Origin of the sequence: Marivirga arenosa (assembly GCF_030503875.2) — a bacterium.
Classification (GTDB): Bacteria; Bacteroidota; Bacteroidia; order Cytophagales; family Cyclobacteriaceae; genus Marivirga; species Marivirga arenosa.
Map to the genome: position 1 here is coordinate 2,006,077 of NZ_CP129968.2, position 15,189 is coordinate 2,021,265.

Annotated in this window: 17 protein-coding genes; 8 read left to right on the forward strand and 9 right to left on the reverse strand. The window is 33.8% G+C overall.

The genetic code is table 11. The annotated features are described in order from the left end of the window. Positions 1-25: 25 nt before the first annotated feature. On the reverse strand, positions 26-1,219 hold the full coding sequence (locus tag QYS47_RS08600) for an alpha/beta hydrolase-fold protein (protein WP_322348393.1): 1,194 nt from the start codon (positions 1,217-1,219) through the stop codon (positions 26-28). Further along, positions 1,209-2,471 carry a nuclear transport factor 2 family protein gene (locus QYS47_RS08605; protein WP_322348394.1) on the reverse strand — a complete coding sequence of 421 codons (1,263 nt, stop codon included), beginning with the start codon at positions 2,469-2,471 and terminating at the stop codon, positions 1,209-1,211. Before QYS47_RS08605 ends, QYS47_RS08600 begins: the two co-directional genes overlap by 11 nt. Before the next feature lie 222 nt (positions 2,472-2,693). On the opposite strand from QYS47_RS08605, the gene QYS47_RS08610 reads away from it, so the two are divergent. The 8 genes from QYS47_RS08610 (at position 2,694) to QYS47_RS08645 (ending at position 9,021) form a co-directional block, all read left to right on the forward strand. Next, on the forward strand, positions 2,694-3,737 hold the full coding sequence (locus tag QYS47_RS08610) for a sensor histidine kinase (RefSeq protein WP_322348395.1): 1,044 nt from the start codon (positions 2,694-2,696) through the stop codon (positions 3,735-3,737). Further along, positions 3,734-4,444 carry a LytR/AlgR family response regulator transcription factor gene (locus tag QYS47_RS08615; RefSeq protein WP_322348396.1) on the forward strand — a complete coding sequence of 237 codons (711 nt, stop codon included), beginning with the start codon at positions 3,734-3,736 and terminating at the stop codon, positions 4,442-4,444. Before QYS47_RS08610 ends, QYS47_RS08615 begins: the two co-directional genes overlap by 4 nt. Positions 4,445-4,919: 475 nt before the next feature. Next, positions 4,920-5,516, forward strand: a complete 597-nt coding sequence (locus tag QYS47_RS08620; protein ID WP_322348397.1) for a Crp/Fnr family transcriptional regulator — start codon at positions 4,920-4,922, stop codon at positions 5,514-5,516. Between the two features lie 58 nt (positions 5,517-5,574). Continuing rightward, complete coding sequence (locus QYS47_RS08625; RefSeq protein WP_322345532.1) at positions 5,575-6,549, forward strand: cyclase family protein; 975 nt, start codon at positions 5,575-5,577, stop codon at positions 6,547-6,549. 5 nt (positions 6,550-6,554) lie between these two features. Next, positions 6,555-6,998 carry a DMT family transporter gene (locus tag QYS47_RS08630; RefSeq protein ID WP_322345534.1) on the forward strand — a complete coding sequence of 148 codons (444 nt, stop codon included), beginning with the start codon at positions 6,555-6,557 and terminating at the stop codon, positions 6,996-6,998. A 3-nt stretch (positions 6,999-7,001) separates the two neighbouring features. Further along, on the forward strand, positions 7,002-7,721 hold the full coding sequence (locus tag QYS47_RS08635) for a GNAT family N-acetyltransferase (RefSeq protein ID WP_322345536.1): 720 nt from the start codon (positions 7,002-7,004) through the stop codon (positions 7,719-7,721). A gap of 7 nt (positions 7,722-7,728) precedes the next feature. Further along, positions 7,729-8,358, forward strand: a complete 630-nt coding sequence (locus tag QYS47_RS08640) for an NAD(P)H-dependent oxidoreductase (RefSeq protein WP_302125984.1) — start codon at positions 7,729-7,731, stop codon at positions 8,356-8,358. A gap of 87 nt (positions 8,359-8,445) precedes the next feature. Next, a complete protein-coding gene (locus QYS47_RS08645; RefSeq protein WP_322345538.1) occupies positions 8,446-9,021 on the forward strand; it encodes a Crp/Fnr family transcriptional regulator in 576 nt (191 codons plus the stop codon). A 105-nt stretch (positions 9,022-9,126) separates the two neighbouring features. On the opposite strand, the gene QYS47_RS08650 is transcribed toward QYS47_RS08645, so the two are convergent. From QYS47_RS08650 to QYS47_RS08680, 7 genes are all read right to left on the reverse strand, one after another. Next, positions 9,127-9,456: a hypothetical protein gene (locus QYS47_RS08650; protein WP_322345540.1), complete on the reverse strand. Its 330-nt coding sequence runs from the start codon at positions 9,454-9,456 to the stop codon at positions 9,127-9,129. Between the two features lie 86 nt (positions 9,457-9,542). Further along, positions 9,543-10,202, reverse strand: a complete 660-nt coding sequence (locus QYS47_RS08655; protein ID WP_322345541.1) for an SDR family NAD(P)-dependent oxidoreductase — start codon at positions 10,200-10,202, stop codon at positions 9,543-9,545. Next, positions 10,199-11,443, reverse strand: a complete 1,245-nt coding sequence (locus QYS47_RS08660) for an alpha/beta hydrolase-fold protein (protein ID WP_322345543.1) — start codon at positions 11,441-11,443, stop codon at positions 10,199-10,201. The genes QYS47_RS08655 and QYS47_RS08660 overlap by 4 nt, the downstream gene beginning before the upstream one ends. Before the next feature lie 21 nt (positions 11,444-11,464). Further along, entirely contained in the window at positions 11,465-11,926 is a 462-nt protein-coding gene (locus QYS47_RS08665) for a nuclear transport factor 2 family protein (protein WP_302125971.1), read from the reverse strand. Between the two features lie 4 nt (positions 11,927-11,930). Beyond that, positions 11,931-12,227: a GNAT family N-acetyltransferase gene (locus QYS47_RS08670; RefSeq protein ID WP_302125969.1), complete on the reverse strand. Its 297-nt coding sequence runs from the start codon at positions 12,225-12,227 to the stop codon at positions 11,931-11,933. Positions 12,228-12,417: 190 nt separating this feature from the next. Next, positions 12,418-13,923: a serine hydrolase domain-containing protein gene (locus QYS47_RS08675; protein WP_322345546.1), complete on the reverse strand. Its 1,506-nt coding sequence runs from the start codon at positions 13,921-13,923 to the stop codon at positions 12,418-12,420. Between the two features lie 151 nt (positions 13,924-14,074). Further along, entirely contained in the window at positions 14,075-15,169 is a 1,095-nt protein-coding gene (locus QYS47_RS08680) for an alpha/beta hydrolase family protein (RefSeq protein WP_322345547.1), read from the reverse strand. Positions 15,170-15,189 lie beyond the last annotated feature (20 nt).

Here is a 15,189-nt window from a genome sequence, read left to right on the forward strand (position 1 = left end):
TCATTGGTATTCTTTTATAAGTTTATCAATTAGTACTTTTTAATTTTTTTAGCATCTCAAAGGCATGGCTGCTCTCAGGGTTTAATTTTAAGGCCTTTTGATAATATGATATGGCTAAATCGTTTTCACCTAATCGAGCATATGCTTCTGCTAAGCTGTCAAAGGCATTTGCTGAAGTGGGATATAATTCAGTATTGAGTATAAAAAAGGCCAGTCCAGCTGTTTGATCCTTCGAGTTTTGGAGCAAGTGGTAACCAATTCTATTAACCAAGGCTTCTGGTGGACTAAAGGGGTAATGGAGTCTCTTTGAAAGAGTAGCGAAATGAGCTTTGAGTGACTCAGCACTTTCTACATGTCTATAATTGACGTCATAGCCTTCAAATAGACAGCTAATACCTTCATAAAAGGCTATAGGCGGTACAGAGGCATGATTTTCATTGTCAAAATATTGGTATGTCCCAAGAAATGGACCTAGAGACCTGCTTTTTAGGGTTTCATAAAAGCGGATATGCCTATCTCTATTTCGGATGTTTCGCTTACCCCAATTTGCTGTAGCTATATAAATAAATCGATCAAAGGTTTTTTCAGTAACAGCATTTATTTTTTTATCCATTGTTTCGGCATCCCATGTGCCAAAGCTAGGATCAATAGCAAGAAAGGCATGGAACTTACTTTCAGCCTGCAGATAAGCGTGTGTGGCAAATAAGCCGCCTAGAGAATGACCAAAAAGAATGCGATAGGGAGCAGTTCTATATTCTTGGTCAATCAACGGAATTAATTCATTTTCAAGAAATTGCAAGAAAATTCCAGCTCCACCTGTTTCATTAGGTCGTGTAGTGATAATTTTATCAGGTGTAAAATCTCTTTGCCTCTTGCTACTCCTAATACCCACTACTACCATTTCTGGAATCTGTAGATTACCATTTAGTCCGGCACTCATGTAGTTTACCATGCCCGTTGCCGACTGAAAGTGAAGGTGGCCATCTAATAGTATTAGCAAAGGATATTTTTTATAAGCAGCACCCTGGTCTTCGTAGGAGGCAGGTAGGTTTATCCAGTACTCTTTTTCTTCATTTAAATAGACGGATTTAACCTTCTTTTTTATACCAAGCGTTATGCTGTTTGTCTCTTGTCCCTTACAAGGCGTTAATACACTAAAGCAACACAATAGTATAAAGAGCTTAATTTTTAGATAATTTTTGAGCGAACTAGTATTCATTTCTTCTTGCATCTTTATAGAGCCAAAACATATTTACAATTCTCCATTGCCCTTTTATTTTTGCCAAATGTAAATACTCGTACCAGTTGTCAGAAACTAGCTTTACTGAAGCTGCTTTTTGGTAGGCATCCAAGATGGTTACTGACTGTTGTGGGTGGGTTGGGAATTTGGTACCAGATTGATTCCATGATTCAGCAAAATCAATCATTTGCTGATAAGTGGTTTCTCGTAGGACTTCTTCATTTTCTCTAAAATCCCATCCTATGGTACGCTTCGCTAGCTGCTCATGCATTACTTCTTCCATAATTTCAGGCTTTAGCTGCTGCAAGGCGATGAGATATCCCATGGCTACGCGTTTGATAGCTACTGAATCAGCTGCTGAAATAGGAGGCGCCTTCACGGCATACACATTGGAGAAATCTTCGCGTTCATTTAACAAGCTGTCATTCACATCATAAACAGCTCTTCCAATTTGATTCCCCTCGGCATCATAGGTCTTTCGTCCGATGGCGAATCCCCACTGATTTAAAGTAAGCTCATCTGATTGGTTATGGTAAGTATAACGAATATGGTTGTCATTTTTATCGTAAGTGTCTTGATATGAGGCCACTCCTGATTCATTGTCAACGACCTTGAGTTGTTCATCAAGATTGTAGTTGGCTTGTGGGAAACCGTTTTTGTCATATACTATGCCTGTGGTGCCAAAGGAAAAGTACGGTGAGATACTTACGGCCGAATCTGCCAAATTATAGCGTTTTTCTATCACCATTTTTTTATGCTTGCTCCATTGATAGCTATGTATGCCCCAGTTAGATTCCATCGTTCGATCTTCTAAATCAAAAAACTCTAAACTGGTGACAAATCCTTTTTTATCATATGTAAAAACTTCCTTGTAAACACCCCGTTCGTTGGCGATGCGTTTGCCATTAGGGTCATAAAAGGTTCTTACCTCTTGATTATGAAGGTAGTTAATCATGACTTTGTAAGCATCAAAGGTGGTTAAAGGATGCTGACGCTGAGAGTTATAATGGTGATTGACAATTTCAACTAATTGATCATTATGAAAAGTGAACTTATAATGAGAGCTTGTGTCAGCTTCAGTTTTTGAAATAGGATAGATTCCTTTAATGGGGACATGCGGTGAAACATGATTGTAGGCAAGATGACGGTAGTATTTTGTTTTAAGCTTGTCTTGTGCGACCAGGCTAATACCGGAAAGCAACAGGCAGAGGGTTATAATATATTTAATCATCTGATTATTTTTTGATGTAGCACAAAGAAATTAAAAGAAAGAATAGCTAAATACATGTGAAGATTGATAGCCTTCTTAAGACTACGGAGAGGCTTTTTAAACATGATATGCTCTTGATTGCCATCAAAAGGCTTTCTGTCTACTTTCATAAACCTTCTGTCTACAAAAGAAAATCTATAGTTTAAATTTCCCTATGTTTATGGATTGCTATAAAATTGAGAAATGCTTAAAACAAAATATTTGCTAAATACCGTTGGCAGTCATGCCATTTTCTGGTCCTTAATTTTTAGCTTTTTTGTAGTACCTACATTGGGTTATCAAGAGCAAAAACTAGCTTATATAGGAGCTTATGCTAGCAAGCTTTTACCGCAGATGATTTTGGCCTATGGCATGCTTTTTATTTTGGTTCCCTATGTTTTAAATCGCTACGGAAAAGTACTTTTCGGGATAAGTGTTGGGATTAGCCTTTATCTTTCTTTTATTCTATACACATTTATCCGTTACTACGGGTTTGAACGGATATTTCCAGAGTATTACAGATTGCCACCTGAGGTAGACTTTTGGTGGCGTGCCACTGATTTTCACTATTTTGCTCAAAATGCTATTTGGTTTCTCTTTCCTGCGGTTATTTTTATGTCGGTTCGCTATTATAAGCATCAACGTGAGGCACTTGAACTTCGTGAGCAAAAGAAAAGTGCTGAGCTTAATGCTTTGAAAAATCAACTGAACCCTCATTTCTTATTTAATACGCTTAATAACCTATATGCTCTGACACTAAAAAAGTCAGATCAGGCACCAGAGGTGATAGCCAAACTTTCGGAAATGCTAGATTACATCTTATATAGGTGTAACGAGGAATATGTCCCATTAAAAGATGAATTGAATCTATTGAATAACTATATTGCTCTTGAGAAAGTGAGATATGGTAAACGAGTGAGCATCCAATTTGAGAGTAGGGTAGAGCAGCGAGTAAAAATAGCTCCTCTGTTATTAATAACTTTTTTTGAAAATGCATTTAAACATGGTGTGAGTCAGGAAATAAAACAGGCAAAAATACATGCTATGCTTGAAGCCGATAGTGAGCTGATAAAATTTAGTATTACAAATACAGTTACCTCACATAAGGCCGAAAGTGATGAAAGGCAAGCCATTGGACTTACCAATGTGCAGAAGCAACTGAGATTGATTTATCCCGAAAAGCATAAATTGATAGTGAAAGAGCATGGCGAACTTTTTATGGTAGAATTAAAGATTGAGCTAAGATGAAATATAAGTGTCTGATTGTAGATGATGAAGAGCTTGCACGTGAACTTATAGTTACACATTTGTCACAGCTAGATCAGTTCAAAGTGGTAGCTACTTGTGAAAGTGCACTTGAAGCTAATAAGGTGCTCGCCAATAAGGAAGTAGACTTGCTTTTTTTAGACATAGAGATGCCTGTTTTAAAAGGGACAGATTTTCTGAAAAGTCTTCATAAAGTACCTAAAGTAATTTTTACTACAGCATATCGCGATTATGCTTTGGAAGGATTTGAACTAAATGCAGTTGATTACTTATTAAAGCCTATTGTTTTTGAACGCTTTTTTCAGGCTATTCAAAAGTTTTTAGAAAGTCAGCCATCTTCGGTACAAGCTTCTGAGTTAACGAAGACTGATGAAATTAAGCAGGAGGACTATCTTTTTGTGCAAGCCAAGCGCAAAAACATAAAGATTCAGCTATCAGAGATTTTGTATATAGAAAGCCTTAAGGACTATATTAGCATACATCTTAGAACTGACAATGTTCAGACAAAAGCTAGTATTAGCAGCTTTTATAAGAAATTAGATCATCGCTTTCTTCGCATACACCGCTCCTTTATTGTAAATAAAGATGTCATCACAGCCTTTACCAAACACGATATTGAAATTGGATCCACAGAGCTTCCAATAGGTGATAGTTATAAGCAGGAAGTCATGCAGGCCTTGAGTATATAATAGGGAAATTTTTAATTATTAATTGTTGTATCAGATATCTAAAAAAGTGGAATTTTTACTCTAGCATTTAGCTTTCTTGAGAAAATTAAAATGCCTTTAATTTGAAGCAAGCACTGTGGTAATTATATAATCAAACAGACCGTTATACAAATTTTTAATAGAGGCTATCCCTAAAGCTGATTATTAATTAGTAAAGAGGTATGTCATAGATACCAAAAGACCTGCTATGCAATAATTAAATCTTGGATGAAAAGAATCTTAAGAATAAAGCTAAAGTTTCCTATCCTCAACATATTAGACTATTTTCATTTTTAGCTAAATTATATGAAGAAACGGATTGATAAGAATATGCGAACGTTAATTAGATTTAAGCCTGCGTTGTGTAATCCTATAAGTATATAATTGAGATAAACTTCTACTTAAAATTAATTAATTTTTCTAATTTTAATATAGATTGTACTAATCCTTGCTAGCGATGCAAACCTACTACAAACTTCTGCTGCAGAATATTCAAGAACTCGTACCAATTAAGCAGGAGGATGTCTGCTTGATTGAAGAAGCCTTTAAACCCGTATATCTTAAAAAAAAGGATTTTTACCTTCGAAAACACGATAGGTCTAACTATATGAATTTTGTAGCTGATGGCTGTTTAAAAGTGTATTCTATAGGAGAGAATGATATGGAGCATATTCTCCAGTTTGGAATTGAGGGGTGGTGGGTAAACGATTTGTATTCCTACCTTACAGAAACGCCTTCAACTTTATTTATTCAAGCTATTACAGATAGCGTAGTATTGCAGATACACCGTGATAGACTCAATCGCTTGTTTGATGAGGTTCCAATGATGGATAGATTTTTTAGAATAAAAACTCAAAACGGATATGTGGCTCTTCAAGATCGTACAATACGAAACATGAGTCAGGCTGCCGAGCAACGTTATATTGAATTTGTAAACCGATATCGTGATATGGAACAACAAATTCCCCAATATATGATTGCCTCTTACCTGGGCATTACTCCGGAACACTTAAGCGCTTTACGCAAAAAAATTGCTGATAATATTCGTTCTTAAGATATATTAATGAATGCTGAGTTCGTGATGTCCAACTTTGTTATCAAAAGTTAATATCATGAAAGGAAAATTTTTAATTATCGCATTACTGTTTACCGTACCTGTTGTTAAGGCACAACAGACAGAAGCAGTTGGAGTAAGTCCGTGGGGTCCTGAAGATGAAATAGGAACCCTTAATATGATGTCTGAAGCTTCTAGGCTTCAAGTATTGTTGCAGATTAGTTCTGGTAAAATTTATGATCTGAGTGTAGATTATTTTGTTGGTATGCCTAGTTTCCATTCCTTAGGAGACCCTGGCTATCAGTATTGGCTCACACATACACCTCATGGAACCATTGTGGATAATCCAAATGGGCGAGGAGAGGAGATGAACCAAAAAGTGAGCTATACTGGAGATGCAGTGTCCATGTATACACACATGGGTACCCATATCGATGCCTTGAATCATTTTGGCCTCAATGGAAAAATTTGGAATGGCTTTACTGAGGAAAAGTACTTGGGAGATAAAGGTTGGAAGAAAACAGGAGCAGAAACTATACCGCCTATTATTTCAAGAGGAGTACTTATCGATGTTGAAGGACAGATAGGTCCATTGCCTAAAAACTATCGGATTACATCTGCTGATTTAAGAAAGACACTGAAATTGCAACAGATCACATTGAAAAAAGGAGATGTTGTGTTGATTCGGACAGGTCAAGCTAGATTTTATCAAGATGCTGGTCAGTATCTCGATCAATATCCTGGCATTAGTCTTGATGCTGTGAAGTGGTTAGTAGAAGAAAAGCAAATTATGCTGTTAGGTGCCGATAACCTAAGTTTAGAGGCTTTTCCTCCTGAGATAGAAGACAATTGGGTACCTGTTCACACCTATTTACTTGCAGAAAAGGGGGTTATGTTTATTGAACAAATGTTTTTGGAGGATCTAGCTGCTGACCAAGTGTATGTTTTTGCCTTTATGGCTGCTTCTCTAAAACTTAAGGGGGCTAGTGGTGCACCTATGAGACCTTTGGCTATCCCAGTTAATAAAGATTAGAACCAGTGAGTTCTCAATATTTACTTGTACTATCCGTGACTGTAGGTGTCATGGTAGTCATTCAGGGAGGCATCAATGCTCGTCTAGGGATGATGCTCAGTAATACATTACTAGCAACATCCATTGCATTATTGTTGAGTGCTATTATTACTCTTATAGCATTTTTCATTACAACTAAGGAATACCCAACTGTGAATCAAATAAAAAATATTCCAATTTATTGGTACATGGGAGGACTATTTAGTTTCTCAGGCCTGTCACTTTTTTACTATGTGATTCCTAGACTTGGGATATCTACTGTCGTAACTTTTGGCCTTACAGGTCAAATAATTTTTGCAAGTATTGCGGCACATTATGGGTGGTTTGGAATGCCTATTGAACAAATCTCAATAAAAAAAATCATAGGAATGCTCATTATGATTATGGGTTTGACAGTAATTAAATACTAAATAATGAATAAGAATAAAAACATAGAGAATCTTATCAGTTTATGGCGGTTGGTTGGTCAAATAGGTGGAGATCACCTGATAACTGATCGCTATGAATTGAGTGCTGTGACACTCTCAGAATGGCCAAATAGAATATGGTTTAATGGTTATATTGATACGGAACTGTTGGAGCATCTTTCTAATAATTACAAACTCAAAGATTTTACTTTTCCGCTAATGGGCGAGTCATCAGTACATAATGAAAAAATATTTAGAAAAGCTGAATTTGATTTGAAATCTCTACAGTATGGTATGTTGAAACAACTAGAAGGAATCAATCTAGCTGATGATCGAGTTAAAGTCGTCAAAGTAACTGAACCAAATCAGGCATATATCTGGTCTAATTTGTTTGAGGCATCTTTTGGCTATATGATTCACCCGGACACAGTTGCATTGACTATGAAAGTAGTCGACTATTATATAGCTACATATGAGGATCAACCTGTTGGTACTGCAGTTTTATTCTTCAGTAATTCTGATATCGCGGGCATTCATTCGATGGGTATAATACCTGAGATGAGAAAGAATGGATTTGCTCGCAGCCTTCTTTTGCAGACCTTAAAAATAGCTGAAGATAAAGGAGCTAACTGGGCCACTCTACAAGCTTCTGATAGCGGAAGACCGTTATATAAGCAAGTGGGCTTTAAAGAAGAATTTATTATTAAAAATTATATTAAAAGTTAATGTTATTATGAAATTAATTGAAAATTTAAATTGGCGATATGCTACCAAAAAATTTAATCCAGTAAGAAAGGTAACCAGTGAGGATTTAGAAAAGCTGAAGGAGGCTGTACGATTGTCAGTATCTTCCTATGGTCTGCAGTTATATCGAATTCTAATTATATCTAACGAAGAGGTGAGACAACAATTGCGCAAAGAATCGTGGGATCAGGCTCAAATTACTGATGCTTCGCACCTTTTTGTATTTTGTAATTGTACCAATAATTATGGTAATCATGTGGATGACTATATTAAACGCATTGAAGACGCAACAGGTGAAAATACTGAGGAGCTGATTAATTATGCAAGTTTTATAAAATCTAATATTGACAATATGTCTATTCTGGAAAGACAAAGTTGGACAGAAAAGCAGACATACCTTGCTTTAAACAATTTACTGATTGCTTGTGCTGAATTAAAGATTGATGCCTGCCCTATGGAGGGATTTGATAATGAAAGATACAATCAAATTCTAGGATTAGATGAAATGGGGTTGAATGCAGCAGTAATTGCTCCTGTAGGATACAGACATTTTGATGATGCAGCTATAAAAAATCCGAAGGTTAGAAAACCATCAGATTTATTATTTATAAATGTGTAATCTATCCTAATCATTCATTATTAAGGATCAATACTCAACTGTTGATCCTTTTTTTGTATTTTTATCTTTAGGTAAAATTGCATCATCATGGAAAATGAGCTTACAAAATTAATCTCAAGATTTATGGCCTTAACAGATGAAGAGAGTAAGGCATTCGTGGAGTGTATTCCAATTCGGAATTTCACAAAAGGTACAATCCTATTAAGTCAAGGACAAGTTTCCAGATCCTCTTATTTTATCATTGAGGGTTGTGTTAGAAAGTACTATATTATTAATGGTGAAGAGAAGACAACTAATTTCTATGTCGAAGATGAGGCTGTTTCTTCTTTGCAAAGTTATATGCAAAAAACACCTGCTAGTCATTATTTTGAGTGTGTTGAGGATTGTAGACTTGCCGTTCTTTCTTATGATAAAGAGCAAGAACTTTTCAAACGAGTTCCGAGATATGAAAACCTATGTCGCAACTCTGTTGAGAACGATTTTGGTATGCAGCAAGAGGCATTGGCTAATTACATGACCTCAACACCAGAGGATAGGTATAAGAATTTATTGGATAACAGATTAGATTTAATCAATCGCATACCACAATATGTTTTAGCGAGCTACTTAGGGGTTAAACCTGAATCTCTCAGCAGAATAAGGAAAAGAATTGCTTCTAAATAGAAATAGTAAACTTGAATTTAAATTGTTGACTTGATAAGGCTATCAAAAGGATACTTCATATTTTACTATGAAGTACCCTACATTCAAACCCAATACTACCACGGCTTATTTTTCTCTTTCAATAACTTTAACGGTTCTGTAATCAAATACCCCCATAGAGATAAGTCGTAGCAAGAGGTTGGATTTAGTTTCAATTGTGTATTTATCAACTTCCATTTCTTTCACTAATTCATCCACATTGCTCTCTTTTAAATTAACACCAAAAAGATGGATGTCACCTGATTTCCTAAAAGTTAAATCTTTGGTCTTTTCACCAAATATTTTTCCACCATTTTCAAATGGTTCTGTTTTGGTATTCACTGCAAATTGTTGCACTGAACACGATGCTAGCGTCATAGCTACTAACACTCCAAATGCGATTTTTTGTAATTTCATAACTTTTAAATTTTAATTATAAAACAAAATTACCGCTAGATTCACGCCCATTCATTGACGTTGGTTAAGAACCATTTTATATTCAACTACCATTCTCTTATTTTATCTTTATGCCAAAACTGTCCGCTTTCAACATCGTTGTTTAATAAATTTAAAATATCAACAGCTACATCTTGAGGTAACCTGGGAGCTATTTTTCCTCCCATATCTGTTTGTGTCCATCCTGGATCTAGAGCCGATACTTTGATTTGTTTTTCCTCTAATCGTTTTGCCAGCAACTTGGTATACATATTCAAGGCCGTTTTTGACATTTTGTAATGTGGCTGAAAGGCATCAAAGTTTTGTTCGCTAAAAGAGCCCCAGTCAGACGTTATATTTATAATATGTGCATTGGGAGTAAATAGTGATAATAGTTTTTCGGTGAGTTCAATAGTCCCAAAGACATTGACATCGAATGTCTTTTTCAATTGTTCCATTTTGATTTCTGACGTATTCCATTTTTCTAGTAATACACCTGCATTATTGATTAAAAAGTCTATTTTGATATTTCCAATTTTTTCCACAAATTCAGCAATTGAATGACTATCTGACAAATCAAGTTTCAAACATTTAAAGTTTGAAAGGTTTAATACATGGTTTCCAGCTGTTGAGCTCCCAATAATTTGACAATTTTCATTATCTAACAGAAGTTTTACTGTCGCCAAACCAATGCCTCTACTGCTTCCTGTAACTATTCCGTATTTCATAATATCTTTTTTGACTCTGTAATATACTTTTCTAGTTCAGGTTCATTATTCTTTCTTGCAATTTGAATGGCCTTTTTATAACATTTCTTAGCATCCTCAACTTTACCCATTACCTTATAATAGTTTCCTTTTTCAAAATGAAAAATCGAAGCATCAGGGAATTTATCAAGCCCTAATTCTAAAATCTCTATAGCATCTTTAAATTGGTTGTTTTCAAAATAAAAACTGGAAAATCTGTTGAACCATCTGGCTTGTCGATAATAATTTTTGATAAAGTTTTTACCATCAAATTCGAGTAATAGCTTCTCGAAAATTTTAAAATTATTTTCTTTATAGGCTTGTAACAAAAGATAATGTTTTGTGTCAGAGTGAATCTCTTCTGAAATTTGATATTTTTCTCCTCTATCTTGATAATGTTTTTTAAGCTTTTCAATACCACCAAAATCTAAAAACTCATTAATTGAATAAAACCTGATTGGACCATAGTCACTAAAAAATAGTATTAATCCTTCGTTTAGGGTAGTTAATGGGGTTGTGTAATGATTCTCTTTATCTGAGAGATTGTATTTCCATTGAATGTTATTTGAAGAATTTGTTCGAAAAATAGAATCTAAGGAAGACATGGATTCTGTTGCCCAGTTTTCAATAGTTCCTAGTACTGTATATAGTTTCAAATCATGTTTTGTGTTGTTTTTTAACGTTCTAATTACCATTTCCAATCGGTCTTGTGAAATATGAGTAGGGCTAGCTAAAAGAAACCCATTAAAAAGAGAAGGTTTGGTCGCACATATTTCAACACCAAGTCCAGCTGCCATTTCCCAACCAAAATAAAATTGTTCATTAAGTGTTTTATATTTTGAGTTTATCTCAGGAATCAATTCTTTTTCCAAGAATTGAATAAATTTTGAAGACTCATTATAAAATAGATGACGTCTTTTTACAGCATCTGTGTTAATTCCGACAACAATGAATTCTGGCACAATTTCTTGCCAAGTAAGATTTTGCTGAAATACGATGCCATTCAAGAAGTAGCGTTGTGCATCTATTACATAAAGAACTGGATATTTTTTTAAATTTTCTTCATAATTAGTTGGTAAGAAAATTTGGATGTCTCGTTCTTCTTGTAAAATATCAGACTTTAGAATTATTGAATTACCAAATACTTTTCCTTCATTTAAATTTTGAGACACAACTTTGTTTATTGTAAAAAGTAGGATCAATAGGTAAAGATTTTTTGTCATAATATTTTTGCAATTAGTATTTTACCAATACTCAGTAATCTTATAAATTTTCCCATTCTTAAACTCAAAAAGTGCCATTTGCGCATCACCTCTAATAACTTTACCGTCTTCTTTAGAGATAAAGCGTTTGCTAACTGTAATTGCATTTAAGCCATAAATAATGTTTTCTATTTTAATATCAATAACGCTTCCGTCATAGCCACCATTCTCTTGATTACGTTTGTAGCCATTGTACAGGTCTTCTCTTGTATATATCCCACCATATTTTGGATGTACATAGGTAAAATCGTCTGTAAACAAGTCAAAGATGTTATCTATGTCCTCCAGGATTGAGTTTTGTTGAAATACTTTTAGGTTGAGCTCATAATACTGATTCAGAACATAATTGAGTGAATCTTTATGATTAAGATTACTTTGTTGAGCTTGGGCCAAATGAAGGCCACTATGTAATAGTGCTAAGAGAATGATAGATTTTAGTTTCATTTTTTTATTTAATTAATTTCACATGTAAAATTGGATAGGGTTTTCCAGAAACATCCAATTCGGATCTTCTTATGGTTTCAAAGCCACAATGTTTGTAGAACCCTTCTGCATGTCCGTTCTGTTCATTTACATCAACTTTTGAAACTCTTAAATGGTTGATGACATATTCTAATAGTGTTTTACCTATTCTTTTACCTCTATGCTCTGGGTTAATGTACAGCATTTCTATATTTTGATTAGCCACATCAAAGAATTCGATTATTTTATAATTTGCATCTATTGTTGACCTTAGGTTTAACATGTTCTTTTATTAAACAGAATAACGCTTTCGCATCTTTTGAGACTGTTTTTCTTATGCTTATCATTTTATAGGAATGTCTTCTGTTAATATTTTTTTATCATAATAAGCTTCTTATTACTATAGGTTATTTTAGATGCTTTATAAAAAAATTAAAATAGCTCTAATTACTCATTTTGAATTTATGCAGTATCTATTCACTCTTTTTATTGTAAATCAACGATCCAGTAAATAAGGTGTCATTTTTGATTTCGAAATTTCTGGATAGCACTCCTAAATTACTAGTAAGGCCCGATTCATTTTTATGAATTTTACCAGATAATATCCCCCATTTAAATAGATAGTAATTTTCCATTTTAACTATGGATATTGATGGCCAACTGTCATTATTATGATAATCTCCAATAATAGCATCATTTACCTTATTACTAATCAAAAGAGTTGAATCCGTAGGATATTCAATTTCATTCTCTCTTTCAAAACTTTTATCAAATGCAACCCTTTCTTTTTCAAAAATACTATCAGCTTGTAGGGAATTTATTATATTATATCCATAATTAGCAATTAGATGTGGTAACAAGTAAGCCCTATTATCATTTGTAAAGGCAATAACTCCTATATTTTTCTCTGGCATAAAGGATATGTGAAAACTTATTCCAGCTAATCCTCCAAAGCGAGTTAAAATTTTTTCATTCTGATATTCAGCAATATCCCAGCCTAAGCTGTAACCTGATCTATGATAAGTATAATATGTTTTATCTTGGGCTGTGGTTGAATTCATTAATTCAGACCAAGAGTCACCTTTTATTAAGTTATTATCTTTTCTAATATTTGCACTTAACCATTTAGATAAATCACTTACTGTTGATATAATTCCTCCTGAAGCATGCATTGTTATATCTTGCTTATAGAAATTTGATTCAATTATACCTTGTTTTTTAGAAACTGTTATAGAAGGCAATATATCATTTGCTTTATAATCACTCACAAAAGCACTTGTATTTGTCATATTTAATGGTTTGAAAATGTGTTCTTTCATTTCTGATTTCCATGAATTGCCAGTTACATTTTCTATGGCTATTGAACTAATAATGGGCCCTACGTTTGAATATCTGAAGTTTCCTGATGGGTCATAAAGGAAATCTGTATTGAGATCATTTATCAACTCATTATTCCCATTATCATAACCTAAAAATGCAGTTTTCCACGTCATCCTTGTGCTAAAAGTACCATGTGTGTGGTTTAATAAACTTTTAATTGATATATTTTTTGTATCTACACTATAATTATAATTTAAATCAGGAATATATTCACTTATCGGGTTATCGAGATTAATAAGTCCATCCTTCTCAAGGATTTTAAGCAAAGTACCTGTGAAGGATTTAGTACTTGAAGCAATGTAAAAAGGAGTATCATTATCAAAATTTGAATTTTTACCATCGAAGATTTCCCTATCCATATTATAGGAATAAAGTAATCCATCTTCATCAACTATTGCTATTATAACATTTCCATATAATTCATTTTCAGTGTATATACTTGCAATTTTACTTTCCACTTTCTCTGCAAAATCAGGATAGTTTTCTTCAAATCTATCTATATCATCTGACGTTGTAGTTTCATTTTTATTGCAAGAAAATAGTATTAATACCATTACTATTACTAATGAAAAAGGTATGATTAGGTTATTATGTCTCATTATTTTGATATTTAAATTTTATGAAAATTGAATTAATGGAGATTAAAAAAGTATTTGGTTTAATATTTAACTTTGACACTTACCACTATTTAATGGTTACAGAATTATTAGGAAATTTGATTTTCTTTAGTGGATAAAGTTTATGACTACATTAATTTGATTTATGCAATATCCAGGCTGAAATTTCTTCTAAAAAATTGTCTACAAATTTCTTTTCAAGTATTGCATATTCATCCTTACTCCCAGTTGTAGCCTGTTGGAAAAAATGATTCGCATTATCAAATGTAAAAAATTGATATTCTGTTCCCGATTTGAGGAGAGCATTTTCCATTCGATCTTTATTTTGCTCAATAGGAACTCGAAAATCTAAACCTCCAAAAAGGCTCAATACTGGCACTTCCAATTGTTCCAAGTCTTTTGAAGGGTCGTAGTAAAGAAATGATGTAAGAGAAGGTAAAGCATAAATTATTTTGAATTCATCAGCTTTTGCAATAGCTTGTTGTTTTATTTTTTCATCGTCTATCATGTCTCCATTTGACTTCATTTCATTTAATATCGATTCGGTAGTTTGTCTGAACAATTGATATGCCTCATCAATATTCTTGTCATCTTCAATGGCTCTCATGAGTTTATTGTGTGCAGACACATCAGATTCAATTAAATTTTTAGGTAAATCTGTATGTTCATAATCTTGTCTCACCTGATAAGTAACCACTTCTATTAGTGGTACGGATGGCGCACCCATTAAAATCACCTTTTTAACAGACTCATTTCTTATAGCCACTTTTCCAGTAAGTATGCCGCCTTGACTGTGCCCAAATAATATGAAATCATTGAATGGATGCTCCTTTGTGGTATTGAAATAATCCATTATGCTTTCCAAGTCCTTTGCATGGTCGTTAATGGTGCTGTTTACAAAATCACCGGTGCTTTCACCTACACCTCTATCGTCATAACGGAAAGATGCTATTCCCTTTGATGCCAGATGGTGGGCAATAACTTTAAAAATTTTGAAGCCTTCCAATGTTTCGTCTCTATCCTGGTCTCCACTTCCTGAACTCATGATGACTAAGGATGATGTATTTAATTTTGTTGGAATCGATAAGGTTCCTCCAATTTTAACGTCATCCGCTTCAATGATTAAGTCAATCTCTCTCGAATTTTGATCATTACTGTCAATTTTCTGGGCAACTATATTCTGATGCCACAGAAAAAAAATAATTACTATAGTTATTAATTTTTTCATTTTATAAATATGATAGAAAT

What these genes read in the sequence shown, in the direction of transcription:
- QYS47_RS08605 (WP_322348394.1), bottom strand. Translation starts at nt 2,471, where the DNA reads ATGATTAAATATATTATAACCCTCTGCCTGTTGCTTTCCGGTATTAGC.
- QYS47_RS08650 (WP_322345540.1), bottom strand. Translation starts at nt 9,456, where the DNA reads ATGAAATTACAAAAAATCGCATTTGGAGTGTTAGTAGCTATGACGCTA.
- QYS47_RS08640 (WP_302125984.1), top strand. Translation starts at nt 7,729, where the DNA reads ATGAAATTAATTGAAAATTTAAATTGGCGATATGCTACCAAAAAATTT.
- QYS47_RS08625 (WP_322345532.1), top strand. Translation starts at nt 5,575, where the DNA reads ATGAAAGGAAAATTTTTAATTATCGCATTACTGTTTACCGTACCTGTT.
- QYS47_RS08615 (WP_322348396.1), top strand. Translation starts at nt 3,734, where the DNA reads ATGAAATATAAGTGTCTGATTGTAGATGATGAAGAGCTTGCACGTGAA.
- QYS47_RS08600 (WP_322348393.1), bottom strand. Translation starts at nt 1,219, where the DNA reads ATGAATACTAGTTCGCTCAAAAATTATCTAAAAATTAAGCTCTTTATA.
- QYS47_RS08665 (WP_302125971.1), bottom strand. Translation starts at nt 11,926, where the DNA reads ATGAAACTAAAATCTATCATTCTCTTAGCACTATTACATAGTGGCCTT.
- QYS47_RS08655 (WP_322345541.1), bottom strand. Translation starts at nt 10,202, where the DNA reads ATGAAATACGGAATAGTTACAGGAAGCAGTAGAGGCATTGGTTTGGCG.
- QYS47_RS08620 (WP_322348397.1), top strand. Translation starts at nt 4,920, where the DNA reads ATGCAAACCTACTACAAACTTCTGCTGCAGAATATTCAAGAACTCGTA.
- QYS47_RS08645 (WP_322345538.1), top strand. Translation starts at nt 8,446, where the DNA reads ATGGAAAATGAGCTTACAAAATTAATCTCAAGATTTATGGCCTTAACA.
- QYS47_RS08660 (WP_322345543.1), bottom strand. Translation starts at nt 11,443, where the DNA reads ATGACAAAAAATCTTTACCTATTGATCCTACTTTTTACAATAAACAAA.
- QYS47_RS08675 (WP_322345546.1), bottom strand. Translation starts at nt 13,923, where the DNA reads ATGAGACATAATAACCTAATCATACCTTTTTCATTAGTAATAGTAATG.
- QYS47_RS08610 (WP_322348395.1), top strand. Translation starts at nt 2,694, where the DNA reads ATGCTTAAAACAAAATATTTGCTAAATACCGTTGGCAGTCATGCCATT.
- QYS47_RS08680 (WP_322345547.1), bottom strand. Translation starts at nt 15,169, where the DNA reads ATGAAAAAATTAATAACTATAGTAATTATTTTTTTTCTGTGGCATCAG.
- QYS47_RS08670 (WP_302125969.1), bottom strand. Translation starts at nt 12,227, where the DNA reads ATGTTAAACCTAAGGTCAACAATAGATGCAAATTATAAAATAATCGAA.
- QYS47_RS08635 (WP_322345536.1), top strand. Translation starts at nt 7,002, where the DNA reads ATGAATAAGAATAAAAACATAGAGAATCTTATCAGTTTATGGCGGTTG.